This window comes from Pseudomonas sp. BP6 (assembly GCF_017875935.1).
Lineage (GTDB): Bacteria > Pseudomonadota > Gammaproteobacteria > Pseudomonadales > Pseudomonadaceae > Aquipseudomonas > Aquipseudomonas putida_Y.
Genome location: NZ_JAGINI010000001.1, coordinates 1,896,714 through 1,923,484, shown reverse-complemented (window position 1 = coordinate 1,923,484; position 26,771 = coordinate 1,896,714). Strand labels below are relative to the sequence as shown.

The window sequence follows — 26,771 nt, the reverse complement described above, 5'->3', positions numbered from 1 at the left end:
CCGGCAAAAGCTGACGATTGTACTCAAGCTTAAGCGAAACGCACGGGGTTTTTGCGAATGGGGATGGGCCCAATAACCGCAAATGCCCCCCTCTGCGCGTGGTCAATTCTGCTCGGCAAACGCCTGCTCTGCATCCCAGCCGCCGCCCAACGCAGCCACCAGTTGCACACTGGCCACCAGGCGCCCTTGCAGCAGGTTCAGCACGCTGCGCTCGTTGCTCAGCGCCGTGGTTTGCACGTTGACCACATCCAGATAGCCGATCAGCCCGGCGCGGTACTGGTTCTCGGTCAGGCGCAACGACTCGCGGGCAGCATCAAGCGCCTCTTGGCGCACCACGGCTTCATCGCCATACACCTTCAGCTGAACCAGCAGGTTTTCCACTTCCCTGAAGCCGTCCAGCACGGTCTGGCGGTACTGCGCCACCGTCTGGTCATACACGGCCACCGTGCGGTCGACCTCGGCGCTGCGTTTGCCGGCGTCGAACAGGGTCAGCGCCAACTGCGGGCCTACCGACCAGTAGCGGTTGGGCAGCTCGATCCAGTTGCTGAAGCTGCTGCTGGAATACCCGCCACTCATGCTCAGGCTGAGGTCCGGGAAGTAGGCTGCCCGCGAGACCCCGATGTTGGCGTTGGCCGCCATCACGTTGCGTTCGGCCGCAGCGATGTCCGGGCGGCGCTCCAGCAGTTGCGAAGGCAGCGAAACCGGTATTTGCGGCAACGCGGGAATAGCCTTGCTGTCGGCCAGGGCGAAGTCGGCCGGAACCTTGCCCAGCAGCACGGCGATGGCATTTTCGAACTGCGCACGCTGCCAGATCAGGTCGATCAGGTCAGCCTGGGTGCTTTTGAGCTGGGTGCGGGCCTGGGCCACGGCATCCGGGCCGGCGACCCCGGCACGGTACTGGTTTTCGTTCATTCGCAGTGAGCGTTCATAAGCCGCCACGGTGGCTTCCAGCAAGCGCTTCTGCTCATCGATAACCCGCAATTGCAGGTAGTTCTGCACCAGTTCCGACTGCTGGCTCAGGCGGATAGACGCAAGGTCGGCGAAACTGGCTTCGGCACTGGCCTCATTGGCATTCAGGGTTTCGCGCAGCTTGCCCCACAGGTCGATCTCCCAGCTCACGCCCAACTGGGCGTTGTAGGTGTTGCGAATGCCACTGCTGTTATTGGACAGGCTGGAACTGGAGCTGCCGGTTCCCTGCGCCGAGCGGTTCTTGCTGGCGCTCAGGTCCAGACTGGGGAACAGCGCCGCACGGCTGCTGCGCACCAGCGCCTGGGCCTGGCGATACTGGGCTTCTGATTGCGCCACGGTCTGGTTGCTGCGGTTGAGCTCTTCGACCAACGCGTTGAGCCCGGCATCGCCGTAGATTTCCCACCAGGCGCCGCGGGCGATGGCGTCGGACGGCGAGGCCTGGGTCCAGCCTTCGGCGTGCTTGAACTGCGCCGCCGTGCTGTTCAGCTCGGGGCGGTGGTAATCGGGGCTCAGGGTGCAGGCACTGAGCAAGGCCAGGCACAACCCGGCGCCGAGCAGGCGCGAGCCACGGCCACGGGCCAGTGCTTGCAGGGCACGATGAAGTGGGGTCTGGGCAAAAGTCATAGCGGGGTTTCCAGGGCGGCGTCGGTGCGCACGCCGCGCCAACGGTTGAAACGGTGGCGCAGGCGGTCCAGGTACAGGTAAACCACCGGCGTCGTATAAAGGGTGAGGATCTGGCTGAACACCAGGCCACCGATGATGGTCAGGCCCAGCGGCTGACGCATTTCTGCGCCTTCAGCCTGGCTCAGCAGCAACGGCAATGCGCCAAGGATCGCCGCCAGGGTGGTCATCAGGATCGGCCGCAGGCGCAGCAGGCAGGCCCGGCGGATCGACTCTTCCGGCGAAAAGCCCTGATGGCGCTCCAGCTGCAAGGCCAGGTCGATCATCAGGATGGCATTTTTTTTCACCACCCCGATCAACAGAAACAGCCCCAGCAACGAGATCAGGCTGAACTCGCCACCGGTGACGTACAGCGCCAACAAGGCTCCGACGCCCGCCGAAGGCAGTGTCGAGAGAATGGTCAGCGGGTGAATGTAGCTTTCATACAGAATGCCCAGCACCAGGTACACCAGCAGCAGTGCGCCAAGGATCATGAATGGCTGGCCCTGCTGGGTCTTGGCAAAGGCATCGGCAGTGCCGCCGAGTTTGGCAATCACCTCCTCGGGCAAGCCCAGCTTGGCCACCGCGCGCTCCAGCGCCGCCATGGCCTGGTCGGGGCTGTAGCCCTCGGCGACGTCGAAAGCGATGTCTTCCGAAGCGAACTGGCCTTCGTGGCTGACCCGGTCGTTGGCCAGGCTGTTCTCGTAGTGGGCGATGGTCGACAGCGGCACCCGGGCGCCGTCGGCGGTGATCACCTGCACTTGCTCCAGCGTGCTCGGGTCCCAGGCGTATTTCGGGTTGATCTCCAGCACCACCTGGTACTGGTTGAGGCTGTCGTAGATCGTGGAGATCTGCCGCTGGCTGTAGGCGTTGTTCAGTACCGCGGTGACCATGTCCATGTCGATGCCCAGGCGCTTGGCCTGGTCACGGTCGACCACCAGCGTCACCTGTTGGGTACCAGCACCATCGCGGGCGTCGATGGCGGTCAGCTCAGGCAGTGCACGCAGCGCCGCGACCACCTTGGGGAACCATTCGCGCAATGCCGAAAGATCGCCGCTTTGCAGGGTATACAGGTACTGCGAAGAGGTCTGGTCACGCCCACCGCCACCCAGTTGCAGGTCCTGGTCGGCCATCAGGAACAGGCGCCCGCCGGGCACTTTGGGCAGTTCCTTGCGCAGGCGCTCGATCACCTTCTGCGCATCGATCTTGCGCTCGCTGATCGGTTTCAGGCGCACCAGCACAAAAGCGTTGTTGGTACCGCTGTTGCCACCGATGAAACCGGCGACGCTCTGTACTGCCGGGTCGGCCAGCAAGGCCCGGCGGTAGATTTCCATCTTCGGCTGCATCACGCTGAACGACAGGCCGTCGTCGCCCCGGATGAAGCCCATCAATTGGCCGGTATCCTGCTGGGGCATCAACGTCTTGGGCACCACCACGTACAGGGCGATGTTGACGCCGATGGTGGCCAGCAGGCTGAGCAGGGTCAGGCGCTTGTGGCGCAGGGCCCAGCCCAGGCTGCGGTCATAGGCAGCAACCATGCGCTGATGCAGCTTGTCGCTCCAGCGCTGCAGGCGGCTCTGCTCGGCCTGGTGCGGCTTGAGCCAGCGGGCGCAGAGCATCGGTGTCAGGGTCAGCGACACCACCAGCGAGACAATGATCGCCGCTGCCAGGGTGATGGAAAACTCCTGGAACAGGTTGCGCACGATGCCACCCATGAACAGGATGGAGACGAACACCGCCACCAGCGACACGTTCATCGACAGCAAGGTGAAGCCCACTTCCTTGGCGCCCAGGTAGGCCGCCTTCATCGGCGGTTGGCCGTTCTCGATGTGCCTGGAGATGTTTTCCAGCACCACGATGGCATCGTCCACCACCAGCCCGGTGGCAAGGATCAGCGCCATCAGCGACAGGTTGTTGAGCGAGAAACCGCACAGGTACATGACCGCGAACGTACCCACCAGCGATACCGGCACCGCCAGGCTGGGGATCAGCGAGGCGCGCAGGCTGCCGAGGAACAGGTAGACCACCAGAATCACCAGCACCACGGCGATCAGCAGGGTGTGCTCGGCCTCTTTGAGGGTGGCCTTGATCACGGGCGAGCGGTCCATGGCCACGTTCAGTTGCACGCTGGCTGGCAGCAGCGACTGCAGTGCCGGAAGCTGCGCCTTGATCTGGTCGACCGTTTCGATGATGTTGGCGCCAGTCTGGCGGTTGACCACCAGCAGCACCGCTGCCTGGTCGTTGAAGAAACCGCTGTTGTAACGGTTTTCAACACCGTCGGTGACGGTCGCCACGTCAGACAGGCGCAGAATGGTGCCGTTCTGCTGGCGAATCACCACCGGCTCATAGTCCTTGGCGCTTTCCAACTGGTCGTTGGCCCGCACCTGCCAGTTGCGCTCGGCGTCCTCGACAAAGCCCATGGGCCGGCGCTGGTTGGCGTTGGACACCGCAGTGCGCACCTCGTCCAGCGACAGGTTGTACTGGTTGAGCAATTGCGGCTCGACGGCAATGCGCACGGCCGGCAGCGAACTGCCACCGATCTGCACCTCCCCTACCCCCGATACCTGAGCCAGGCTCTGTGAAAGGATGGTGTCGGCCAGGTCATACAGCTGGCCTTTCTGCAACACATCCGAGGTCAGCGACAGCACCATGATCGGCGCCTGCGACGGGTTGATCTTCTTGTAGGTGGGCATGCTGCGCATGCCACTGGGCAGCAGGTTGCGGGTTGCGTTGATCGCCGCTTGCACCTCACGGGCTGCGCCATCAATGTCACGGCCCAACTCGAAGCCGATGATTACCCGTGTCGAACCCTGGTTGGAGCTGCTGGTGAGCGTAGTGACGCCGGCGATGCTGCCCAGCTTGCGCTCCAGCGGTGTGGCCACAGTGGACGCCATGACCTCGGGGCTTGCACCAGACAGGTTCGCCGATACCACGATCACCGGGAAGTCCATTTGTGGCAGTGGCGCCACCGGCAGCAAGCCAAAGCTGACCCCGCCCAGCAGCATGATCGCCAGGCTCAACAGCATGGTCGCCACCGGGCGACGGATGAAAGGCCCGGACAGGTTCATGCCTGGGCCTGCTTCACGTCAGTGGCCGGGCGCAGGCGGCGGGCCAGGCGATCGAAGTACAGGTAGATGACCGGAGTGGTGAACAGCGTCAGCACCTGGCTGACCAGCAACCCGCCGACCATCACCAGGCCCAGTGGCTGGCGCAGCTCGGCGCCGGAACCGGTGGCAAGCATCAGCGGCACCGCACCAAATAGCGCGGCCAGGGTGGTCATCAGGATCGGCCGGAAGCGCAGCAGCGCCGCCTGGTAGATGGCATCACGCGGGCTCATGCCCTGATTGCGCTCAGCCTCCAGGGCGAAGTCGATCATCATGATCGCGTTCTTCTTGACGATACCGATCAGCAGGATGATGCCGATGATGGCGATCATGCCCAGGTCGTTACCGCTGATGAGCAAGGCCAGCAAGGCACCGACCGCCGCCGACGGCAGGGTCGAGAGGATGGTGACCGGGTGGATGTAGCTTTCGTACAGCACCCCCAGCACGATGTACATGGTCACCACCGCCGCCAGAATCAGCAGCAAGGTACTCGACAGCGACGCCTGGAAGGCCTCGGCCGCACCCTGGAAGCGGGTTTGCACGCCCAGCGGCATGCCGATGTCCTTCTGCACCTGCTCGATCACCTGCACGGCTTCGCCCAGCGATGCGCCGTGGGCCAGGTTGAACGACAAGGTCACCGCCGGGAACTGGCCAATGTGGGAAATAGCCAGCTGCGCTTGACGCTGCTCAATCCGCGCCAGCGCCGAAAGGCGCACCTGACCGCCATCGGTGGCCTTGACGTGGATCGACTCCAGCGCCTGCGGGCCGATCGTGGCGGCGTCTTGGGACTGCAACACCACGCGGTACTGGCTGGCCTGGGTGTAGATGGTCGAGATCTGCCGCTGGCCGAAGGCGTCGTACAGGGCATTGGTGATCTGCGACACGCTGATCCCCAGGCGGCTGGCCATATCACGGTCGATCACCAGGTACACCTGCAAGCCCTTGTCCTGCAGGTCGCTGGCCACATCGGCCAGTTCCGGGCGCTGCTGCAGCGCCTGCACCAGCTTGCCGCTCCACTGCGCCAGCAGGTCGGCGTCCGGCGACGACAAGCTGAACTGGTACTGGGTACGGCTGACCCGGTCCTCGATGCTGAGGTCTTGCACCGGCTGCATGAACAGGCGGATGCCCACCAGCCGGTCGACTTGCGGCTGCAGGCGGCTGATCACTTCGCTGGCGCTGACATCGCGCTCGCCGTGGGGCTTGAGGTTGATCAGCAGGCGACCGCTGTTGAGCGTGGCGTTGTCGCCGTCTACCCCAATGTAGGACGACAGGCTTTGCACGGCCGGGTCTTGCAGGATGACCTTGCTCAGGGCCTGCTGACGTTCGCTCATGGCGGCGAACGAGGTGGACTGCGGCGCTTCGGAAATACCCTGGATCACCCCGGTGTCCTGCACCGGGAAGAAGCCCTTGGGCACGACCATGTACAGGAGCACCGTGAGCGCCAGGCTGGCCACCGCCACCAGCAGGGTCAGCGGCTGGTGCTTGAGCACCCACTGTAGGGCACTGCCGTAGTGCTTGATGAGCCAGTCGATCCAGGCGCCACTGGCACGGTAGAAGCGGCCTTGCTCTTCTTCCCTGGGCTCGCGCTTGAGCAGACGCGCGCACATCATCGGCGTCAGGGTCAGGGACACCACCAGGGAAATCAGGATCGCCACCGCCAGCGTGATGGCGAACTCGCGGAACAGGCGACCGACCACGTCCGCCATGAACAGCAGCGGGATCAGTACCGCAATCAGCGAGAAGGTCAGCGAAATCAGGGTGAAGCCAATCTGTCGGGCGCCCTTGAGCGCCGCCTGCATGGGCGTCTCGCCCTCTTCGATATGCCGGGAGATGTTCTCCAGCATGACGATGGCATCATCGACCACAAAGCCGGTGGCGATGGTCAGGGCCATGAGTGTCAGGTTGTTGACCGAGAACCCGGCCAGGTACATGACCCCGAACGTCCCGATCAGCGACAGCGGCACGGCAATCGACGGAATGAGGGTGGCGCTGAAGCGGCGCAAGAAAACGAAGGTGACCATCACCACCAGAACGATGGCGATGAGCAGTTCGTGCTGCACGTCCTTGACCGCGGCGCGAATGGTCTGGGTGCGGTCGGTCAGCACCGACACATCGAGGCCGGCCGGCAGGTTGTCGGTGATCGACGGCAGCAGGCCCTTGATGCGGTCGACCACTTCGATCACGTTGGCACCCGGCTGACGCTGGATGTTCAGCAGCACAGCATGGTTCTCGTTCGCCCAGGCAGCCAGCCGCTCGTTTTCGGCGCCGTCGACGATTTCGGCCACATCCTTCAGGCGCAGCGGCGCACCGTTGTTGTAGGCCAGGATCAGGTTGGCGTATTCCTCGGGAGAGCGCAGCTGGTCGTTGGCATCGAGCATCGACACCCGGGTCGGGCCGTCGAAGTTGCCTTTGGGCTGGTTGACGTTGGAGGCACCGATCAGCGTGCGCACGTCATCCAGATTCAAGCCATTGGCCGCCAGGGCGTCGACGTTGACCTTGATGCGTACCGCCTGGCGCTGGCCACCGGCAATGCTGACCATGCCCACACCGCTGATTTGCGCAAGCTTTTGCGCCACGCGGGTATCGACCAGGTCGTTGAGCTTGGGCAGCGGCATGGTCTTGCTGGAGATGGCCAGGGTCAGCACCGGGGTGTCGGCCGGGTTGACCTTGTTGTACACCGGCGGTGCCGGCAGGTCACTGGGCAGCAGGTTGCTGGCGGCGTTGATCGCGGCCTGTACCTGTTGCTCGGCAACGTCCATGTTCATGTCGAGGTTGAAACGCAGGGTCAGCACCGACGCGCCGCCAGAACTGGTCGAAGCCATCTGTTCCAGGCCCGGCATCTGGCCGAACTGGCGCTCCAGTGGCGCGGTGACGGCGCTGGTCATCACCTGCGGGCTGGCGCCGGGGTACAGGGTCATGACGCGAATGGTTGGGTAATCCACCTGCGGCAAGGCGGAAACCGGCAGCAACTTGTAGGCGATCAGGCCGGCCAGCACGATGGCCAGCATGCTCAGCGTGGTGGCGACCGGGCGCAGGATGAACAGGCGCGACAGGTTCATGCGCCCGCCTTGCCTGCTGCGTTGCCAGGTTGTGCTTCACCTGTTGTTTGGGCCGCACCCTTGGCTTCCTGCCCTTGCAGGTGCTGGCCTGGGCTGGTCGGCACTTGCGAGCTGTCTTCGACCACTTCCACCTGGGTGCCTTCGCGCAGGCGGTCGGTGCCTTCCAGCACCAGGCGGTCGCCGGCCTTCAGGCCGTCGAGAATGACGCTGTTCTCGCCATCGCTGGCGCCCACCTTCAGCTTGCGGACATTGACGGTGCTCTGCTCGTTGACCACATAGGCGAAGGTGCCGTCGTTGCCGAACTGGATGGCTGCGGCCGGGGCCATGACCACCTGCTTGAGGGTGTCGGCCAGCAAGCGCACGTTGACGAACTGGTTGGGGAACAGGGCCAGGTCCTTGTTCTCGAAGCGGCCCTTGAACTTCAGGGTGCCGGTGGTGGTGTCGATCTGGTTGTCGATGCTGCCCAGCACACCGGTGGACTGCAGCTTGCTGTCACTGCGGTCCCAGGCCTCGACCGGCAGGCTGGCGCCACTGCGGTAGCGCTCCAGCACAGTGCTCAGTTCGGTTTCCGGCAGGGTGAAGGCGACGTTGATCGGCTCGGTCTGGGTGATCACCACCAGCGCGGTGGTGTCGTTGGCGGCTACCAGGTTGCCCAGATCGAGCTGGCGCAGGCCCACCCGGCCACTGATCGGCGCACGGATCTGGGTGAAATCGAGGTTCAGGCGGGCGTCGTTGACCTGCGCCTGATTGGTCTTGACCAGCCCCTGGAACTGCGCAACCTGGGCTTGGGCGGTGTCCAGGGTTTGCTTGGCGATGCTGTCTTCGGCGTACAGGCCTTTATAGCGGGCCAGGTCAACCTGAGCGTTCTTCAACTGCGCCTGGTTCTGCGCCAAGGTGCCTTCGGCCTGCTGCAGGGCGATGCGATAAGGGCGCGGGTCGATTTCGGCCAACAGATCGCCGGCCTTGACGCGCTGGCCTTCCTTGAAGTGGATTTTCACAAGTTCGCCAGCCACGCGGCTGCGCACATTGACTGTATTGGTCGCGGTGACCGTGCCCAAGGCTTTGTAGTAGAGCGGGAAGTCGCCTGTCCGCGCCGGCACGACGCGTACCGGCACCGGGTCGCTGGAACCGCCAAAACCTGGCCGACCGCCCATCATGCCCTTGCCACCGCGCCCGCCACTGGCTTCTTTATGCGCAGGCGTCGCTGCGGGCCACAGCCACCAGGCCAGTGCAGCCACCAGCAGCAGGATCAGCAGGCCGACGAGCCAGCGACGGAGGGAACGGGAATTGGACGCTTGCATGGGTTGAACGAACCTTGTTCGGAATGACGACTTGGGGAGGATGAACGATAAGCACTGCCATCGTTTTAGCAAAGGGCCTTTACCAGAGGTTTACCTTTGCCTGACGTTGCCAAGAGGCGGAATTTTAAATGAAAACGGCCCGGAACGTGTTCCGGGCCGTTACAGGGTGTTGCTTGGAGCGGTGACGGGCCTGAAGGTTCGGTTGCCTGGTCTGGCCCTTTCGCGGGTGAACCCGCTCCTACGGGGATGTCACAGCCTTTGAAAACTGTGCCGCACGTTGTAGGAGCGGGTTTACCCGCGAAGAGGCCATCACAGGCTACAGACGCCCGCCCTGCCCCACGCAATCCTTACTTCAGTACAGCCAGCGCCGCCTGGTAGTTCGGCTCGTCAGCAATTTCGCCAACCAGTTCGCTGTGCAGCACCTTGTCGTTCTCGTCCAGCACCACCACGGCGCGGGCGGCCAGGCCGGCCAGCGGGCCGTCGGCGATGGCTACGCCGTAGTTTTCGAGGAACTCGCGACCACGCAGGGTCGACAGGTTATTCACGTTGTCCAGCCCCTCAGTGCCGCAGAAGCGTGCCTGGGCGAACGGCAGGTCAGCCGAGATGCACAGCACCACGGTGTTGGCGACGTCGTTGGCCTGGGCGTTGAACTTGCGCACCGAGGTGGCGCAGGTCGGGGTATCGACGCTCGGGAAGATGTTCAGCACCTTGCGCTTGCCGGCGTAGTCTTTCAGCGACTTGTCAGCCAGGCCTTCACCTACCAGGGAGAAAGCCGGAGCCTGGGCGCCGGCCTGTGGCAGGTTGCCGTTGACCTGGACCGGGTTGCCTTTGAGGGTCACTTGAGCCATGACGAAATCCTTATGCGGGGTTTGAAAAGGACACTGAGTTAAGCATGAAGGCAGCCGGGTGCCTATGGGGGCAGGTGAAATTGTTCTATTGCCGGACGATTTTTGTGGACAAAATGACGACCCCCGACTGTCACGGCCAGTTGCTTCACGGCTGCCAATAAGCCCTCGGCAGAAACCTACAACGCTATCAGAAATTTCGCCACTGAGTTCGGCTTGTGCATCCTCAAGGCAGCGCTACCATCAGACGCCTGACAACAAGGGGAATACATAGATGAACGCTACCAACACGAGACCTGAAAAACCGGCCAGCCTGGCCCGTGGTTAGCAGCGTGCACCGCCCCGCTGGTTCGCTTCGGCGCTATCTGTGTTCGACGCTGCTGATTCTGTTATGTCTGCTGGGTGTGTTTCCCCTGGACGTGATCCTCCCGTCATTCCCTGCGCTGGCCAATGAGTTTCGAGTCGACACAAAACAGATTGCGTACTCGGTGAGCTTTTTTGCTGTTGGTGTGGCCATGGCGCAAATCGTGATCGGCCCACTGTCGGATGGCATCGGGCGCAAGCGTTTGTTGCTCGCTGGGTTGAGCGTATCCATTGTGGGGGCGCTCGGTTGCGTATTTTCAACCCATTATGAAACGTTCATGGCCTTTCGCTTGGTGCAGGCCCTGGGTTGCGGCAGCCTCGTGCTAGGCCAGGCGCTTGTGCAGGACCTCTACAGCGGTACACAACGCAATGCCATGCGCATCCTGTTAACAAGCGCGAGCGGGTTGTTCATCTCCCTGTCACCGCTGGCAGGTGCTTTGCTTCAACAGTCGTTTGGCTGGAAGGCAAGCTTTACGGTATTCGTGATCATCGCTGCAATCGTTTCACTTTTATCGTGTGTGCTGCTTCATGACACACCTGCGGCGCGCGACCGGGCGCCAAGCATGTCCAGTTATCGGGTGATGCTGCGAGACACGGACTATCTCGCGCATTCCATGCTGTCCAGCCTCGCCTTTGCCTGCCATTTTTCCTTTATCGTCATAGCGCCCTTGCTGCTGATGGGCAGGCTGGAGCTGACGGCCTATCAATTCTCTCTGGTCTTTATCGGCTATGGGTTGGCATACATCGCCGGCGGCATGGCTGCGACCTACTTGAACAGTCGCGTAAGCCCGCAAAATCAAATAAAAGCAGGCTTGCTGCTTATAAGTACTGCGGGCATTACCCTTTTGATGTGGGGGCGGGTAGCAGGTTTATCTGTGCTGGGGGTTCTACTGCCGATGATTGTCTGTACCACCGGGACAACCTTGGTACGCCCCGCCGCAACAACCCAGGCTTTGGCGCGCTATCCGCGTCAGGCAGGTGCGGCAGCGTCGCTCAATGCGACATTGCTGTTCGCCGGTGCCGGTTTGACGAGCAGTGTGGTCGCAGCTTTGGAAAGCGAGCTACCGGCAGGCTTGGGCATGCTGTTCGTGGTGGTCAGCCTTTGCGGGTGGTGGCTGCTTGCACGCACCAAGAACGATGGAATGCAACGCTGTTGAAACCTTGATCAGGCAGAAAAATGCCCGGGTGACGACAAGCGCCCCGGGCATTCTTGAATGAAACGGGTGAATCAGCTTACAAGGCCGTACACCACCGAAGTCAGCGCAACCAGGCCGACCACAACGACGAACACGTTGGAGGCCGCACCGCTGTACTTGCGCATCGATGGCACACGGCGAATGGCGTACATCGGCATCAGGAACAACAGCACCGCGAGGATCGGGCCGCCGAGCGACTCGATCATGCCGAGAATGCTCGGGTTGAGCGTGGCAACGATCCAGCACACCACCAGCATCAGTGCAGCGACCACGCGGTCCAGGGCTTTGGCGCCCGGACGCGCACCGGTCTTGGCGATGATGCCCTTCAGGCCTTCGCTGGCACCGATATAGTGGCCGAGGAACGACTTGGCGATGGCCACGAAGGCGATCAACGGCGCAGCGAACGCGATGGTCGGGTTGCTGAAGTGGTTGGCCAGGTACGACAGGATCGACAGGTTCTGCGCTTTGGCTTCGGCCAGCTGGGCGCTGCTCAGGGTGAGGACGCAGCTGAACACGAAGAACAACACCATCGCAACCATCAGCAGGTGGGCACGACGCAGGATCTGGCCGCTGCGCTCGTCGGCGTGCTCGCCGTAACGGCGCTTCTGGTCGACGGCAAAGGCCGAAATGATCGGCGAATGGTTGAACGAGAACACCATCACGGGAATGGCCAGCCACAGGGTGTGCAGGAAGGCCGAGGCCGGCGGCACCTGAGTGGCGCTGTCGAGAATGCCACCGGTCCAGTGCGGCACCAGGTACAGGCCCAGCAACGCCAGAGCGACGATGAACGGGTAGACCAGCAGGCTCATGACCTTGACCGTGGCCTGCTCCCCGCAGCGCACGATGGCCAGCAGGCCAAGAATCAGCACGAATGACAGGATTGCCCGTGGCGGCGGCTGCATGTGCAGCTGGTGTTCCATGAAGCTGGACACGGTGTTGGTCAGCGCCACGCTGTAGATAAGCAGGATCGGGAAGATCGCGAAGAAGTACAGCACGGTGATCGAGGCGCCGGCGGTGACGCCGAAATGCTCCTTGACCACTTCGGTGATGTCACCTCCATCGCGCCCGGAAAGGACGAAACGGGTCAGCCCGCGATGGGCGAAATAGGTCATCGGGAAGGCCAGCACGGCCAGGATCAGCAGCGGCCAGAAGCCGCCAAGGCCCGCGTTGATCGGCAGGAACAGTGTCCCGGCGCCGATGGCTGTGCCGAACAGGCCCAGCATCCAGGTGGTGTCTTGACGCGCCCAAGTGCCTAGGGTGGCGGGGGTCGATTCTGCAAAGCGTTGTTCAACGCTTGGGGCCTGCTCATTCATTCCGGTGAAGCTCCACTCGCAAGACTGCAACAGGCTGAGAATGGCGAAATAGACGTTTCGCCCAACTCAACCGGAAAAGAGGGGCGCGATTGTGCACGGAAAGGTTGCACTTGCGAAGCCCTTTTCCGAGGAGCGGTTGCACTTGTCTTTACAAGCGGAAGGCATTGCTGGTGTCGTTCGATGGAATGTAGCGGCCTGGGGGCCTGTGGGGCCGCCTGTGGGAGCGGCCTTGCGTCGCGATAGGGCCGCAAAGCGGCCCCAGCAATGTCAGCGGCAAAGCTGCAATCGTGGGGGCGCTCCGCACCCCTTCGCGACGCAAGGCCGCTCCCACAAAGTCCAACCGCGCCCCGCAGGAGGGTCCGTGGCTGGCGAGTTACTTCTGAACGGCAGCGAACGCTTCGGCAACCCGTTGCAGGTTGGCCGGGCGCAGGCCGGACATGCACACACGGCCGCTGTCGATCAGGTAAACGCCGAACTCGTCACGCAGGCGACGTACCTGCTCGACGCTGAAGCCGGTGTAGCTGAACATGCCGCGCTGGCGCAGGAAGAACTGGAAGTCCTGGCCCGGCAGCAGCACGGCCAGGGCATCGACCAGCGCCTGGCGCATGTCGAGGATACGCTTGCGCATCACTTCGACTTCTTCGGTCCACTGGGCATTCAGGCCAGCATCGCTCAGTACGCCGGCAACCAGCTGGGCGCCGAAGTTGGGCGGGCTGGAGTAGTTGCGGCGCACGGTGGCCTTCAGCTGGCCAAGCACGCTCTGGGCAGTGGCCTCGTCATCGCACACCACCGACAGGCCGCCCACCCGCTCACCATACAGCGAGAAGATTTTCGAGAAGGAGTTGCTGACCAGGCACGGAACGCCCGCACGGGCCATTTCGCGGATAGCGTAGGCGTCTTCCACCAGGCCTTCGGCGAAGCCCTGGTAAGCGATGTCGAGGAACGGGATCAGCTGGCGCGCCTTGACCACTTCGACCACTTGTTGCCACTGGTGCTGTTCCAGATCGGCACCGGTAGGGTTGTGGCAGCACGGGTGCAGCAGCACCACGCTGTTGGCCGGCAGGCTCTGCAAGGTGGCCAGCATGCCGTCGAAGTCCACGCCACGGGTGGCCTGGTCGAAGTACGGGTAGGTGTGGACCTTGAAGCCTGCACCTTCAAAGATGGCGCGGTGGTTGTCCCAGGTCGGGTTGCTGACCCAGACTTCAGACTGCGGGAAGTAGCGCTTGAGGAAGTCGGCACCGACCTTCAGGGCGCCGGAGCCACCCACGGTCTGTACGGTGGCCACCCGGCCGCCGGTCACGGCCGGGTGATCGGCACCGAACAGCAGCGCCTGAATGGCTTGGCGGTAACTGGCCAGGCCTTCCATCGGCAGGTAAAGGGAGGCTTCGTGGTCCTGACCGGCAATGCGTTTTTCCACCGCATCCACCGCCGCCAATTGCGGCACCACGCCGGCCTCATCGTAGTACAGGCCAATACTCAGGTTGACCTTGTCGGCGCGCGGGTCGGCCTTGAAGGTTTCCATCAACGAGAGGATCGGGTCGCCGGCATAGGCATCGACATGTTTGAACACAGCGTGCAGCTCCTTGGATCAGGACGGTACGGAAAGTCAGCCCTGAGCATACCCGGAGAGAGGGCTCAGGAACATCCACTATTGTGCAAGGTTGTCTATGCAACATTGCATGGCTGGAAATTCGTGCTGGATTCTTCGCGGGTAAACCCGCTCCTACGGGTTCAGCGCACAGCCTGGGAACAGCTCAGGCACCTGTGGGTTAACCCGCGAAAGGGCCAGATCAGCCAAGCAGCTCTTTCAGGCCTTGCAACTCCTGCTCGGTCACTGCCACCCCCTCCTCTTCGGCCACCTCACGCTCACGATAGCGCCGCTCACCCGGCATGCGGGTCAGCCCGACTGCCTGCATCTGCTCCACCAGTTCGCGGCTGCGCTGGGCAAAGCGCTCGCCCTCGGCCTTGCCTGGGTCGATGACGATGATCAACTGCCCGGTCCATGGCGTTTTCGCCCCCGGATGCCCGGACCAATCGAACTCCCAGGAGAAATGACCGCCGGTCAGCGCCGCCGCCAGCAGCTCGACCATCATCGACAACGCCGAGCCCTTGTGCCCGCCAAATGGCAGCAGGGCGCCGCCTTCCAGAATCGCCTTTGGGTCGGTGGTCGGCTGGCCATCGGCGTCCACCCCCATGCCCTCCGGCAATTGCTGGCCGGCACGCGCGGCAATTTGCACATCGCCATGGGCCATGGCACTGGTGGCCATGTCGAAAACAATCGGGTCATGCTCAGCGCAAGGCGCAGCAAAAGCGATGGGGTTGGTACCGAACAGTGGCTTGCGCGCACCATGCGGCACCACGCACGTCATGCTGTTGACCACGCTGAGGGCTACCAGGCCCTCTTCGGCGAACGGCTCTACATCCGGCCACAACGCAGCGAAGTGGTGCGAGTTGTGGATCGCCAGCACGGCAATGCCTGCGTTGCGTGCCTTCGCCACCAACAGCTCACGGGCCGCCGCCAGTGCTGGCTGGGCAAAACCGCCCGCAGCATCGACACGCACATAACCGGCGGCCACGTCGCTGACCTGTGGCGTGGCCTGGCCATCGACCCAGCCGCTGGCCAAGGTCGAGACATAACCGGGCATGCGGAACACCCCATGGCTATGGGCGCCATCACGCTGGGCGCTGGCGCAGTTGTGGGCCAGCACCCGGGCCACGGCCTCGCTGCACCCATGGCGCTGGAAAATGGCCTGCAACAGGCTTTGCAGCTCGGTAAACGGCATGCGCACAACGGTGCTGGTGGCAGGTGCGGACATCTGAAGCTCCTTGTTGATTTTGGAATGGCTACAGCGTTGCAACGACAAAAACTTTCCTTCATGTGACAGCAATCTGTCAAATATTGACTTGATGACAGAAAACATTCATTTTCTTCCCAAGCCTCACCCCTGGAGCCGCAGCATGAGCCAACTGATCAAGCAACGCCTGGAAAACAGCCTCGAAGGGGCCGCTGCCTCGGGTCGCAAGATCGCCACCTACATGCTTGCCAACCTGCACGAACTGCCGTTCCAGACCTCGGCCAGCATTGCCGCCAAGCTGGGCGTCAGCGAATCCAGCGTCGGGCGCTACTGTCGCTCACTGGGTTATGCCCACCTCAAGGCGCTTAAGCAGGACCTGCAGAACGATCTGGGCGATGGCCCGTGGCTGGTGGGTGATCGCTTGCAAGATTACCGCCAGAACCAGGACGCCAGCGACAACGCCGGCAGCCTGGAGCTGGAAATCGCCGCCCTGGTGCGCGTACACGAGTACCGCCAGAGCCCGGCCTGGCACAACGTGGCGCAACGCCTGGCGAGCAAACCGCGAGTGTTCATCGCCGGCTTCCAGACCGAGCGTGGCATCGCCATGTGCATGAGCCACCTGCTGCAATACCTGCGCGATGGTGTGCAACTGGTCGACATCAGCGCCGGGCACTTCGGCGAAGTGCTGCTGGGCCGTGCCGAAGACAGCGCTCTGGTGGTGTTCGAGGCGCGCCGTTATTCCCGCCATGCCCTGATGCTGTGCCAGAAGGCGCGCGAGGCTGGCATTGCGGTCACCTTGGTGACCGACACTTTCTGTGACTGGGCGGATGCCAATGCCGACGAGGTGTTCCGCATCCCCACCGAGTTCAACCTGTTCTGGGAATCCACCTCGACGATGTTGTCGTGGGTGCATCTGATGGTCAACGAGGTCTGCAAGAAGCTCGGGCCAGATGTTGAAAAACGCTTGGAAGCAACTGCCGCTCTACATAACGAATTCGTCGGCTACACCTCGTGGTCGACGGGCAAACAACAATAGCAAGAGTGCAATGAGGTGCAGAGATGAACAAGTCCATGGCCTTGGTGGGTGCGTGCGCCCTGCTGCTGGCGGGTGCCGCCAGCGCTGAAACCCTGCGGTTCGCCACCGAGGGTGCCTACCCGCCCTTCAACTATGTAGACGCCGATAACAAGCTGCATGGCTTCGATGTCGACATCACCCATGCCCTGTGCGAACAGATGAAAGTCGAATGCACGCTGGTGGCCCAGGACTGGGAAGGCATCATCCCCGCCCTGATGGCGCGCAAGTATGACGCGGTGGTAGCGTCGATGATCGATACCGAAGAGCGACGCAAGAAGATCGCCTTCACCGACCGCTACTACCGCACGCCCCTGACCGTGGCGGTTGCCAAGGACAGCAAGATCGACAGCGCCCAGACCGACTTTGTCGGCTACACCGTCGGTGCGCAGTCTTCGTCCACCCAGGCCATCTACGCCGAAGACGTGTATGGCAAGGCTGGTGCCGACGTGAAACTGTACCCGACCATGGACGAAGCCAACGCAGACCTGGCGGCCGGCCGCCTGGACGGCGTGATTGCCGACAAATTCCCGCTGCACGAGTGGATGAACAAGAACGGTGGGGATTGCTGCAAGATCCTTGGCGACGTGGCCGACACCAAGGCCGATGCCGCCATCGCTGTGCGCAAGGACGACGAAGCCCTGCGCCAGCGCCTGAATACCGCGCTGCAACAGATCGTGGCCAACGGTACCTATCAGAAGATCGCCAGCAAGTATTTTGCTTTCGATATCTACAACTGATCTTCAGGAAGTTGTGCGAACGCCCTGTGGGAGCGGCCTTGCGTCGCGATAGGGCCGCGTAGCGGCCCCGATAATCTCTGCAGTTGCATAAACCCTGGGGCCGCTACGCAGCCCTATCGCGACGCAAGGCCGCTCCCACAAGGCCGCATAACCTGCCCAAGAGGTTCGTCATGCTCGATCAATTGTCCTTGCTGTCTTTCGCCAGCGGAGGCTGGGGCCAGGCGTTGCTGGCCGGCGCGCTGGTTACCGTTTCCCTGGCCCTGGCCTGCCTGCCCATCGGCCTGCCACTGGGCCTGGTGGTCGCGCTGGCGGCGCGCTCACGCAAACGCCTGCCACGGGCCTGGGCCACCACCTTTTCTACCGTGTTCCGCGGCCTGCCCGAGCTGCTGACGCTGCTGATCATCTATTACGGCTGCCAGATCGCCGCGCAGAAGATCCTCGCCGCCATGGGTTATCAAGGTGAGTTCATCATCAACACCTTCCTCGCCGCGATGATCGCCTTCAGCCTGGTGTTCGCCGCGTTTTCCAGCGAGATCTGGCTGGCCGCCTTCAAGACCCTGCCCAAGGGCCAGCTGGAAGCCTGCTCGGCGCTTGGCCTGAGCAAGCGCACCGGTTTCTTCAAGGTGTTGCTGCCGCAACTGACCCGCATCGCCCTGCCCGGCTTGTCCAACAACTGGCTGTCGCTGCTCAAGGACACCTCGCTGGTGTCGACCATCTCGCTGGTCGACCTGATGCGCCAGACCAATCTGGCGGTCAGCGTAACCAAGGAGCCGATGTTCTTCTACGGCGTCGCCTGCCTGGGCTACCTGCTGTTCGCAGCACTGTCCGGGCGCGTGTTCGCCTACATCGAACGGCGCAGCAACCGCCACCTGCAAGGAGCACGCGCATGAGCTTCGATCAACTGCTGGCAATGGTGCTCGACCCCGACCTGCTGGAGCGCTACGGCCCACGCTTCATCGACGGCCTGCTGGTCACCGCCAAGCTGGTGGCAATTTCCTTCAGCCTGGGCGCTGTGCTCGGCCTTCTGCTGGCACTTGCGCGCATGTCTCGCAGCCTGTTGCTGCAGCGCATGGCTGCCGGCTACGTGTACTTCTTCCGCGGCTCGCCGCTGCTGGCGCAATTGTTCCTGCTGTATTACGGCCTGGGTTCGCTCAAGGGCTTCTGGCAGGACGTCGGCCTGTGGTGGTTCTTCCGCGAAGCGTGGTTCTGCACCTTGCTGGCGTTCACCCTGAACACCGCCGCCTATCAGGCCGAGATTTTCCGCGGCAGCCTGATGGCGGTTGCGCCTGGCCAGCATGAAGCGGCGCGGGCGCTGAACCTGAAACGCTCGACCACCTTCTTCAAGGTGATATTGCCGCAGTCGCTGCTGGTGGCCATCGGCCCGCTGGGCAACGAACTGATCCTGATGATCAAGGCCAGTGCGATCGCCTCGCTGGTGACGATCTACGACCTGATGGGCGTGACCAAACTGGCCTTCTCGCGCAGTTTCGACTTCCAGATCTACCTGTGGGCCGCCGTGCTCTACCTGGTGATCGTCGAACTGGTGCGGCGCCTGTTGAAACACCTGGAAGCCCGCCTGGGCCGCCACCTGAACTGACCGAAGGATACGTTTCATGCATTGCCAGACCCTTGTCCTTGGCGCCGGCATCGTCGGCGTCAGCACCGCGCTGCACCTGCAGGCACGCGGGCGCCAGGTAATTCTGATCGACCGCGACGAACCGGGCAGCGGCACCAGCCATGGCAACGCCGGGCTGATCGAGCGCTCCAGTGTCATCCCCTATGCCTTTCCGCGGCAATTGAGCGCACTGCTGCGCTACGGCCTGAACCGCCAGCCCGATGTGCGCTACAGCCTGACGCACCTGCCCAAGGCCGCACCGTGGCTGTGGCGCTACTGGCGCCAGTCGGCACCCGGGCGTCTGGCCGGCGCCGCCGCCGATATGTTGCCGCTGGTGCAGCGCTGTGTCGAAGAGCATGACGCGCTGATCGCTGCTGCCGGCCTGGAAAGTCTGGTGCAAGCCAAAGGCTGGATCGAAGTGTTCCGCGACCCAGCGCTGTTCGAGCAGGCAAAAACCGATGCCAAGGGCCTGAGCCGCTACGGCTTGCAATTCGAAATCCTCGAATGCGGGCAACTACAGGCTCGTGAACACCAGTTGGACGCCACCGTGGTCGGTGGCATCCACTGGCTCGACCCGAAAACCGTGAACAACCCCGGCGCGCTCACCCGTGGCTATGCGGCGCTGTTCCTGCAACGCGGCGGGCAGTTCGTGCATGGCGATGCGCGCAGCCTGCGCCAGGCCAATGGCCAATGGCGGGTAGAGAGCCGTCGCGGCCCGATCACTGCTGACGAAGTGGTGGCCTGCCTCGGCCCACAGTCGGCCGACCTGTTCAGCGGCCTGGGCTACCAGATCCCGCTGGCAATCAAGCGGGGCTACCACATGCACTACAGCACCCGTGACGGCGCTCAGCTGGAGCACTCCATCTGTGACACCCAAGGTGGCTATGTTCTGGCGCCGATGGCGCGTGGTGTGCGCCTGACCACCGGCATCGAGTTCGACGCAGCCAGTGCGCCTGGCAACCAGATCCAGCTGGGCCGCTGCGAGGCCCTGGCGCGCAAGCTGTTCCCGGCCCTCGGCGAGCGCCTGGACGACACGCCTTGGCTGGGCCGCCGCCCCTGCCTGCCCGACATGCGCCCGGTGATCGGGCCGGCGCCGCGCCACCCAGGGCTGTGGTTCAACTTCGGCCATGCCCATCACGGCCTCACGCTGGGCCCGGTCTGCGGCCGGCTGCTGGCCGAGCTGCTCACTGGCGAGCCCCCCTTCACCGACCCCGCGCCTTACAGCGCGACCCGTTTCGACTGAACCCATGCGGGAGAACAACAAGATGACCGCACCACTGAGCCTTGCCACCCTTGCCCCCGAACCCGACCCACGTCCGGTGCTGATCCGCATCGAAGGCCTGAACAAGCACTATGGCGCGTTCCACGTGCTGCGCGACATCGACCTGCAGGTGCGCGAAGGCGAACGCATCGTGCTGTGCGGGCCGTCCGGCTCGGGCAAGTCGACCCTGATCCGTTGCATCAACCGCCTGGAAGTCGCCCAGCAGGGCAGCATCCAGGTGGACGGCATCGACCTGGCGGCCACCACGCGCGAGGCGGCACAGGTACGCAGCGACATCGGTATGGTGTTCCAGCACTTCAACCTGTTCCCGCACATGAGCGTGCTCGACAACTGCCTGCTGGCCCCCACCAGCGTGCGCGGGCTGTCACGCAAGGACGCCGAGGAGCGGGCACGCATGTACCTGAGCAAAGTCGGCATCGAAAGCCAGGCGCACAAATACCCCAGCCAGCTGTCCGGCGGCCAGCAGCAGCGCGTGGCAATCGCCCGGGCACTATGCATGAAGCCGCGGATCATGCTGTTCGACGAGCCCACTTCGGCGCTGGACCCGGAAATGGTCGCCGAAGTGCTGGATGTATTGGTGCAGTTGGCTGGGACGGGCATGACCATGCTGTGCGTCACCCATGAAATGGGCTTTGCCCGGCAGGTAGCCGAGCGGGTGCTGTTCCTTGAGGGGGGTCAGATCATCGAGGACAGCCCGCCGCAGGTGTTCTTCAACCAGCCGCGCACCGAGCGGGCCAAGGCATTCCTGGCGCAGATCCTGCATTGATTGAAAGCCTGTGGGAGCGGGTTTATCCGCGAAGAAGACACCGCCGTGCATGGCACGGGCTTCGCCCGTGTTCGCGGGCAAGCCCGCTCCCACAGGGATCGCGCCAGCTTTTAGAAGTTGAGCAAGACAGTTGCTCCTCCAAGGACCGAGGTGACTTCAAGTCACCTACTCATTGCACCGCTGCAATGACCCGACTGCATCGTTAAATATTATTGACCGCAGCCCCTGCCAAACCCACGCCGCCACAGGCCCGCATCGGTTTCAGCCCCCAAAAAACGGCGTATTCCCCGCGTTAAAGCCCGCTTCCGTCGTTTGACATATCGAACGGCTCTGGCAAGCTATCTACAAGCCCCGACCGGAATCGTCGCCTCTGACGAGCCGGCAGTGCTCGGGGCCACAGGCAGCACTCAGGGCCCCGCGCCGTGCGCCTGCACAACAACGACAGGTCGAACCTGTCCCAAGGTGACATATGTCCAACAGCAACATTGGCAACAAGCAACCTTCCCTGCGCAAACCCGTCGTCCTGATGACCATGGGCACCCAAGAGCGCAAAGGCCATGACTATCAGGTCATGACCCACAAATACATTAGCCCGCTGGTCGAGTTCTCCGATTGCGTCCCGGTGTTGGTGCCCACCTGCTTCGGCACTGAAGACCTCGAGACCTACCTGGACATGGCCGACGGCGTGTACCTGACTGGCGCTGGCAGCAACATCGACCCAGCCCTGTATGGCCAGGAAAACCAGACCCCAGGCAAAGGCCAGGACCAAAACCGCGACCTGTTCGACATTCCGCTGGTCAAGGCGGCGATCAAGCGTGGCCTGCCCATCTTCGGCATCTGCCGTGGCATGCAGGAAATCAACGTAGCCCTGGGTGGTGACATTTACCAGAAGGTGTATGCCGAACCTGGGTTCAATGACCACCGGGAAAACCCCGAAGACCCGGTCGAAGTGCAGTACGCCCAGGTGCATGGGGTGAAGATCCAGCCGGGCAGCTGGCTGCACGACACCCTGGGTACCGACGAGATTCGCGTCAACTCGCTGCATGGCCAAGGCCTGCACAAGCTCGGCGCCGGTATTGAAGCCATCGCCCGTGCCGAAGACGGCCTGGTCGAAGCGATTCACGCGCCAAGCATTTCGCCGTTCCTGTTCGCCGTGCAGTGGCACCCCGAATGGCAAGCGGCGAAGAACCCTGATTCGATAAAGATCTTCCAGGCTTTCGGCGACGCTTGCCGGGCCCAGGTACGCAAGGCGCAAACCAAGCGTCAGCACGCGGCCTGACCTTCAGTTTCCTCTGCTTTGATCGCGGGGCGGTGCAAGGCCGCCCCCGTTTCCCCGGTCACCCTCTGCTGGTCCCAGAACACTTCCCGTGGAATCGGGCGGCGGGCTTGTGCCTGTCTCCGCGATCGTTTTTTTCTTCCCCTCAAGAGATACGATGACTGCCATGTGTTTGTCGTCGTACCTGCTGCGCCTGTGAAATCGAGCGCCGCGCGGGCGGCGCTCGATCTGCGCCACAACACACCTATCCAGACGGCCACCCTGGCGAGAACACAAAATTCTGAAAAAGGACTAGTCATCGAATAGGTTGTACGATAACTTACCTCCGACGCAAGACAACACCCTTCACCCAAGCGCCCCAGGATGCCAACAACAATGACTCCACAAGAACTCAAATCCATCCTCTCCCACGGCCTGCTGTCCTTCCCGGTCACCGACTTCAACGCCCAGGGCGACTTCAGCCCGGCTGGCTACATCAAGCGCCTTGAGTGGCTGGCCCCCTACGGCGCCAGCGCGCTGTTCGCCGCCGGCGGTACCGGTGAATTCTTCTCCCTGGCCGCCAGCGAATACAGCCAGGTGATCAAGACCGCGGTTGACACCTGCGCCACTTCGGTGCCGATCCTCGCCGGTGTCGGCGGCTCCACCCGTCAGGCCATCGAATACGCGCAAGAAGCCGAGCGCCTGGGTGCCAAGGGCCTGCTGTTGCTACCGCACTACCTGACCGAAGCCAGCCAGGACGGCGTCGCCGCCCACGTCGAAGCGGTGTGCAAATCGGTAAACATCGGTGTGGTGGTGTACAACCGCAACGTCTGCCGCCTGAACGCCGACCTGCTGGAAAAACTGGCCGAGCGCTGCCCGAACCTGATCGGCTACAAGGACGGCCTGGGTGATATCGAGCTGATGGTGTCGATCCGTCGTCGTCTGGGCGAGCGCTTCAGCTACCTGGGTGGCCTGCCGACCGCCGAAGTGTATGCGGCCGCCTACAAGGCCCTGGGTGTACCGGTGTACTCCTCCGCGGTGTTCAACTTCGTGCCGAAAACCGCCATGGACTTCTACAACGCCATCGCCCGGGACGACCACGCCACCGTGGCCAAGCTGATCGACGATTTCTTCCTGCCGTACCTGGACATCCGCAACCGCAAGGCCGGCTACGCCGTCAGCATCGTCAAGGCTGGCGCCAGAATTGCCGGTTACGACGCCGGCCCGGTGCGTACTCCGCTGACCGACCTCACCGCCGAAGAGTACGAGATGCTCGCCGCGTTGATGGACAAGATGGGCCCGCAGTAAGCGCTGCCCGCGGCCTGCCAGATGCCGCGCCCGGAGTGGGCCTGCCCCACTCCGGTTACAATTCGTGAGCCCGCACAAAAATAACTAGTGGGAGTATTGCCAGCATGCAAGCGACTAAGAAAACGCATGTGCGCTACCTGATCCTGTTCATGCTGTTTCTGGTGACCACGATCAACTATGCCGACCGCGCGACCATTGCAATCGCAGGCTCCAGCCTGCAGAAAGACCTCGGCATTGACGCCGTAACCCTCGGTTATATCTTTTCCGCCTTCGGATGGGCTTACGTGGCTGGCCAGATTCCTGGTGGCTGGCTGCTCGATCGCTTCGGTTCCAAGAACGTCTACGCCTTCAGCATCTTCACCTGGTCGCTGTTCACCCTGCTGCAGGGTTTTGTCGGTGGCCTGCCGGTTGCCTGGGCCGTGGTCACCCTCTTCACCCTGCGCTTCCTGGTGGGCTTCGCCGAAGCCCCGTCATTCCCGGGTAACGCGCGCATCGTCGCCGCATGGTTCCCGACCCAGGAACGCGGCACGGCGTCGGCCATCTTCAACTCGGCGCAGTATTTCGCCACTGCACTGTTCGCCCCGATCATGGGCTGGATCGTGTTCAGCTTCGGCTGGGAGCACGTGTTCGTGGTCATGGGTGTGATAGGCATCATCTTCTCGATGGTGTGGCTGAAAACCATCTACAACCCGCGCCAACACCCGCGCATCAGCCCAAGCGAACTCGAGCACATCGAGCAGAACGGCGGCCTGGTCGACATGGACCAGAAGCGCGGCAGCGACGGCCCGAAATGGGGTTACATCAAGCAGTTGCTGACCAGCCGCATGCTGCTGGGCGTCTACCTGGGCCAGTACTGCATCAACGCCATCACCTACTTCTTCCTCACCTGGTTCCCGGTGTACCTGGTGCAGGAACGTGGCATGACAATCCTCAAGGCCGGCTTCATCGCCTCGCTGCCGGCGGTGTGTGGTTTCATCGGTGGCGTCCTGGGTGGCGTGATCTCCGACTGGCTGCTGCGCCGCGGCAACTCGCTGACCTTCTCGCGCAAACTGCCGATCGTCTGTGGCCTGCTGCTGTCCACCACCATGGTGTTCTGCAACTACGTCGATGCCGAGTGGATGGTGGTTGGCTTCATGACGCTGGCGTTCTTCGGCAAGGGCATCGGTGCGCTGGGCTGGGCGGTGGTGGCGGACACTTCGCCCAAGCAGATCGCCGGGCTGTCCGGTGGCCTGTTCAATACCTTCGGCAACATCGCTTCGATCACCACCCCTATCGTGATCGGCTACATCATCAGCGCCACCGGCTCGTTCAAGTGGGCGCTTGTGTACGTGGGTGCCAACGCGCTGGTCGCGGTATTCAGCTACCTGGTTATCGTCGGCCCCATCAAGCGCATCGAGCTGCGTGATGCCGCCCCAAAGCCACACGCTGAGCCTGCCACCGACGGCGAACTGGCCAGCTCACGTCACTGAAAGAACACGCCCGCGCCGGGTCACCCGGCGCAGGCGGATGTACAAAAGCCTGAGAACCTGACAAGTAGGGCCCAAACATGCAGTTGATCGAACATTCCGACTCGCCCCGCTACGTCCGCCTGCACGACGACGATAACGTCGTGGTGGTCGTCAACGACGGCGGCTTGGGCGAAGGCGCCCGCTTTGCCGACGGCCTGACCCTGGTCGAAGACGTGCCGCAAAGTCACAAGGTGGCCACCGTGGCCATCGCCAAGGGCGAGCCGGTACGCCGCTACGGGCAAATCATCGGCTACGCGCTGGAAGAGCTGCGCCAAGGCAGCTGGGTACAGGAAAGCCAGTTGGCCATGCCGGCCGCCCCGGAACTGGACAGCCTGCCGCGCTGCGACGCCGTGCCACAGCCGCTGCCGCCGCTGGAGGGCTTCACCTTCGAGGGCTATCGCAATGCCGACGGCACTGTCGGCACCCGCAATATCCTCGGCATCACCACCACCGTGCAATGCGTGACCGGCGTGCTGGAACATGCGGTCAAGCGCATTCGCAACGAGCTGCTGCCCAAATACCCCAACGTCGACGACGTGGTGGCCATTACCCACAGCTACGGCTGCGGCGTGGCAATCAACGCCCGCGACGCTTACATCCCGATCCGCACCGTGCGCAACCTGGCGCGCAACCCCAACCTCGGCGGCGAGGCACTGGTGATCAGCCTGGGCTGTGAAAAACTGCAAGCCGGCCAGGTGATGCACGACAACGACCCGTCGGTGGACCTCAGCGACCCATGGCTGTACCGCCTGCAAGATGCCAGCCTTGGCTTTGTAGAAATGATCGAGCAGATCATGGACCTGGCCGAAACCCGTCTGAAGAGGCTCGACCAGCGCCGCCGCGAAACGGTCCCGGCCAGCGAACTGATCCTCGGCATGCAATGCGGTGGCAGCGACGCCTTCTCGGGCATCACCGCCAACCCGGCACTGGGCTATGCCGCGGACTTGCTGGTCCGCGCTGGCGCCACTGTGCTGTTCTCTGAAGTGACCGAGGTGCGCGACGCGATCTACATGCTGACCTCGCGCGCGGAAAACCAGGACGTTGCCGACGCGTTGGTGCGCGAAATGGACTGGTACGACAGCTACCTGCAGCAAGGCGCTGCCGACCGCAGCGCCAACACCACGCCGGGCAACAAGAAAGGCGGGCTGTCGAACATCGTCGAGAAGTCGCTGGGTTCGATCGTCAAGTCGGGCAGCGGCGCTATCCAGGGCGTGCTCGGCCCAGGCGAGCGGGTCAACCGCAAAGGCCTGATTTTTTGCGCCACCCCGGCCAGCGACTTTGTCTGTGGCACCTTGCAACTGGCGGCTGGCATGAACCTGCACGTCTTCACTACCGGCCGCGGCACCCCTTATGGCCTGGCCATGGCACCGGTGGTCAAGGTGTGTACCCGCAGCGAACTGGCCCAACGCTGGCCCGACCTGATCGACATCGACGCCGGTCGCATCGCCAGTGGTCGCTCGACCATCGAGGAGCTGGGTTGGGAGCTGTTCCATTACTACCTGGACGTGGCCAGCGGCCGCAAGCAGACCTGGGCCGAACAACACCGGCTGCACAACGACATCACCCTGTTCAACCCGGCGCCCATTACCTGATGCCGCAGCCCTGACCACGCATTCACGC

19 protein-coding genes are annotated in these 26,771 nt (G+C 63.0%); 11 read left to right on the top strand and 8 right to left on the bottom strand.

Translation table 11 applies throughout. From position 1 onward, the window contains the following. Positions 1–102: 102 nt before the first annotated feature. From J3A98_RS08845 to tpx, 5 genes are all read right to left on the bottom strand, one after another. Positions 103–1,593: an efflux transporter outer membrane subunit gene (locus tag J3A98_RS08845; protein WP_209965404.1), complete on the bottom strand. Its 1,491-nt coding sequence runs from the start codon at positions 1,591–1,593 to the stop codon at positions 103–105. Next, a complete protein-coding gene (locus J3A98_RS08840; RefSeq protein ID WP_209965402.1) occupies positions 1,590–4,697 on the bottom strand; it encodes an efflux RND transporter permease subunit in 3,108 nt (1,035 codons plus the stop codon). Before J3A98_RS08840 ends, J3A98_RS08845 begins: the two co-directional genes overlap by 4 nt. Continuing rightward, positions 4,694–7,792, bottom strand: a complete 3,099-nt coding sequence (locus J3A98_RS08835; RefSeq protein ID WP_209965400.1) for an MdtB/MuxB family multidrug efflux RND transporter permease subunit — start codon at positions 7,790–7,792, stop codon at positions 4,694–4,696. Before J3A98_RS08835 ends, J3A98_RS08840 begins: the two co-directional genes overlap by 4 nt. Then, complete coding sequence (locus tag J3A98_RS08830; RefSeq protein ID WP_209965398.1) at positions 7,789–9,093, bottom strand: MdtA/MuxA family multidrug efflux RND transporter periplasmic adaptor subunit; 1,305 nt, start codon at positions 9,091–9,093, stop codon at positions 7,789–7,791. Before J3A98_RS08830 ends, J3A98_RS08835 begins: the two co-directional genes overlap by 4 nt. 347 nt (positions 9,094–9,440) lie before the next feature. After that, complete coding sequence (gene tpx / locus J3A98_RS08825) at positions 9,441–9,941, bottom strand: thiol peroxidase (protein ID WP_209965396.1); 501 nt, start codon at positions 9,939–9,941, stop codon at positions 9,441–9,443. 329 nt (positions 9,942–10,270) lie between these two features. Between tpx and J3A98_RS08820 the strand changes: the two genes are divergently transcribed. Next, the gene (locus J3A98_RS08820; RefSeq protein WP_209965393.1) at positions 10,271–11,458 is read left to right on the top strand and encodes a Bcr/CflA family efflux MFS transporter; all 1,188 of its coding nucleotides are present in this window, start codon (positions 10,271–10,273) and stop codon (positions 11,456–11,458) included. A 71-nt stretch (positions 11,459–11,529) separates the two neighbouring features. Here J3A98_RS08820 and J3A98_RS08815 read toward each other — a convergent pair whose 3' ends face one another. From J3A98_RS08815 to J3A98_RS08805, 3 genes are all read right to left on the bottom strand, one after another. Then, entirely contained in the window at positions 11,530–12,810 is a 1,281-nt protein-coding gene (locus J3A98_RS08815; protein ID WP_209965391.1) for a serine/threonine transporter, read from the bottom strand. Positions 12,811–13,183: 373 nt separating this feature from the next. After that, positions 13,184–14,380 (bottom strand): amino acid aminotransferase, encoded by a 1,197-nt coding sequence (locus tag J3A98_RS08810; RefSeq protein WP_209965389.1) that lies wholly within the window; start codon positions 14,378–14,380, stop codon positions 13,184–13,186. 220 nt (positions 14,381–14,600) lie between these two features. Then, positions 14,601–15,626: an Ldh family oxidoreductase gene (locus J3A98_RS08805; RefSeq protein WP_176683281.1), complete on the bottom strand. Its 1,026-nt coding sequence runs from the start codon at positions 15,624–15,626 to the stop codon at positions 14,601–14,603. A 142-nt stretch (positions 15,627–15,768) separates the two neighbouring features. Between J3A98_RS08805 and J3A98_RS08800 the strand changes: the two genes are divergently transcribed. From J3A98_RS08800 to garD, 10 genes are all read left to right on the top strand, one after another. Beyond that, a complete protein-coding gene (locus tag J3A98_RS08800) occupies positions 15,769–16,641 on the top strand; it encodes a MurR/RpiR family transcriptional regulator (protein WP_012052078.1) in 873 nt (290 codons plus the stop codon). Between the two features lie 23 nt (positions 16,642–16,664). Continuing rightward, positions 16,665–17,417 (top strand): transporter substrate-binding domain-containing protein, encoded by a 753-nt coding sequence (locus J3A98_RS08795; protein WP_176683280.1) that lies wholly within the window; start codon positions 16,665–16,667, stop codon positions 17,415–17,417. A 170-nt stretch (positions 17,418–17,587) separates the two neighbouring features. Then, positions 17,588–18,307: an ABC transporter permease subunit gene (locus J3A98_RS08790; RefSeq protein ID WP_021781693.1), complete on the top strand. Its 720-nt coding sequence runs from the start codon at positions 17,588–17,590 to the stop codon at positions 18,305–18,307. Further along, entirely contained in the window at positions 18,304–19,014 is a 711-nt protein-coding gene (locus J3A98_RS08785; protein WP_176683278.1) for an ABC transporter permease subunit, read from the top strand. Before J3A98_RS08790 ends, J3A98_RS08785 begins: the two co-directional genes overlap by 4 nt. A gap of 16 nt (positions 19,015–19,030) precedes the next feature. Continuing rightward, positions 19,031–20,275 (top strand): FAD-binding oxidoreductase, encoded by a 1,245-nt coding sequence (locus tag J3A98_RS08780; protein ID WP_176683277.1) that lies wholly within the window; start codon positions 19,031–19,033, stop codon positions 20,273–20,275. A gap of 22 nt (positions 20,276–20,297) precedes the next feature. Beyond that, positions 20,298–21,080 carry an amino acid ABC transporter ATP-binding protein gene (locus tag J3A98_RS08775; RefSeq protein WP_010954443.1) on the top strand — a complete coding sequence of 261 codons (783 nt, stop codon included), beginning with the start codon at positions 20,298–20,300 and terminating at the stop codon, positions 21,078–21,080. Between the two features lie 469 nt (positions 21,081–21,549). Beyond that, the gene (locus J3A98_RS08770; RefSeq protein WP_176683276.1) at positions 21,550–22,359 is read left to right on the top strand and encodes a type 1 glutamine amidotransferase; all 810 of its coding nucleotides are present in this window, start codon (positions 21,550–21,552) and stop codon (positions 22,357–22,359) included. A gap of 372 nt (positions 22,360–22,731) precedes the next feature. Beyond that, positions 22,732–23,643 (top strand): 5-dehydro-4-deoxyglucarate dehydratase, encoded by a 912-nt coding sequence (kdgD, locus tag J3A98_RS08765; RefSeq protein ID WP_209965387.1) that lies wholly within the window; start codon positions 22,732–22,734, stop codon positions 23,641–23,643. Positions 23,644–23,747: 104 nt separating this feature from the next. After that, positions 23,748–25,112, top strand: coding sequence for an MFS transporter (locus J3A98_RS08760; RefSeq protein WP_209965385.1), 1,365 nt, complete (start codon positions 23,748–23,750; stop codon positions 25,110–25,112). A 77-nt stretch (positions 25,113–25,189) separates the two neighbouring features. Then, the gene (gene garD / locus J3A98_RS08755; RefSeq protein ID WP_209965382.1) at positions 25,190–26,743 is read left to right on the top strand and encodes a galactarate dehydratase; all 1,554 of its coding nucleotides are present in this window, start codon (positions 25,190–25,192) and stop codon (positions 26,741–26,743) included. Positions 26,744–26,771 lie beyond the last annotated feature (28 nt).

What these genes read in the sequence shown, in the direction of transcription:
- J3A98_RS08840 (WP_209965402.1), bottom strand. Translation starts at nt 4,697, where the DNA reads ATGAACCTGTCCGGGCCTTTCATCCGTCGCCCGGTGGCGACCATGCTG.
- J3A98_RS08760 (WP_209965385.1), top strand. Translation starts at nt 23,748, where the DNA reads ATGCAAGCGACTAAGAAAACGCATGTGCGCTACCTGATCCTGTTCATG.
- garD (WP_209965382.1), top strand. Translation starts at nt 25,190, where the DNA reads ATGCAGTTGATCGAACATTCCGACTCGCCCCGCTACGTCCGCCTGCAC.
- tpx (WP_209965396.1), bottom strand. Translation starts at nt 9,941, where the DNA reads ATGGCTCAAGTGACCCTCAAAGGCAACCCGGTCCAGGTCAACGGCAAC.
- J3A98_RS08805 (WP_176683281.1), bottom strand. Translation starts at nt 15,626, where the DNA reads ATGTCCGCACCTGCCACCAGCACCGTTGTGCGCATGCCGTTTACCGAG.
- J3A98_RS08770 (WP_176683276.1), top strand. Translation starts at nt 21,550, where the DNA reads ATGTCCAACAGCAACATTGGCAACAAGCAACCTTCCCTGCGCAAACCC.
- J3A98_RS08775 (WP_010954443.1), top strand. Translation starts at nt 20,298, where the DNA reads ATGACCGCACCACTGAGCCTTGCCACCCTTGCCCCCGAACCCGACCCA.
- J3A98_RS08835 (WP_209965400.1), bottom strand. Translation starts at nt 7,792, where the DNA reads ATGAACCTGTCGCGCCTGTTCATCCTGCGCCCGGTCGCCACCACGCTG.
- J3A98_RS08815 (WP_209965391.1), bottom strand. Translation starts at nt 12,810, where the DNA reads ATGAATGAGCAGGCCCCAAGCGTTGAACAACGCTTTGCAGAATCGACC.
- kdgD (WP_209965387.1), top strand. Translation starts at nt 22,732, where the DNA reads ATGACTCCACAAGAACTCAAATCCATCCTCTCCCACGGCCTGCTGTCC.
- J3A98_RS08845 (WP_209965404.1), bottom strand. Translation starts at nt 1,593, where the DNA reads ATGACTTTTGCCCAGACCCCACTTCATCGTGCCCTGCAAGCACTGGCC.
- J3A98_RS08785 (WP_176683278.1), top strand. Translation starts at nt 18,304, where the DNA reads ATGAGCTTCGATCAACTGCTGGCAATGGTGCTCGACCCCGACCTGCTG.
- J3A98_RS08795 (WP_176683280.1), top strand. Translation starts at nt 16,665, where the DNA reads ATGAACAAGTCCATGGCCTTGGTGGGTGCGTGCGCCCTGCTGCTGGCG.
- J3A98_RS08830 (WP_209965398.1), bottom strand. Translation starts at nt 9,093, where the DNA reads ATGCAAGCGTCCAATTCCCGTTCCCTCCGTCGCTGGCTCGTCGGCCTG.
- J3A98_RS08780 (WP_176683277.1), top strand. Translation starts at nt 19,031, where the DNA reads ATGCATTGCCAGACCCTTGTCCTTGGCGCCGGCATCGTCGGCGTCAGC.
- J3A98_RS08790 (WP_021781693.1), top strand. Translation starts at nt 17,588, where the DNA reads ATGCTCGATCAATTGTCCTTGCTGTCTTTCGCCAGCGGAGGCTGGGGC.
- J3A98_RS08800 (WP_012052078.1), top strand. Translation starts at nt 15,769, where the DNA reads ATGAGCCAACTGATCAAGCAACGCCTGGAAAACAGCCTCGAAGGGGCC.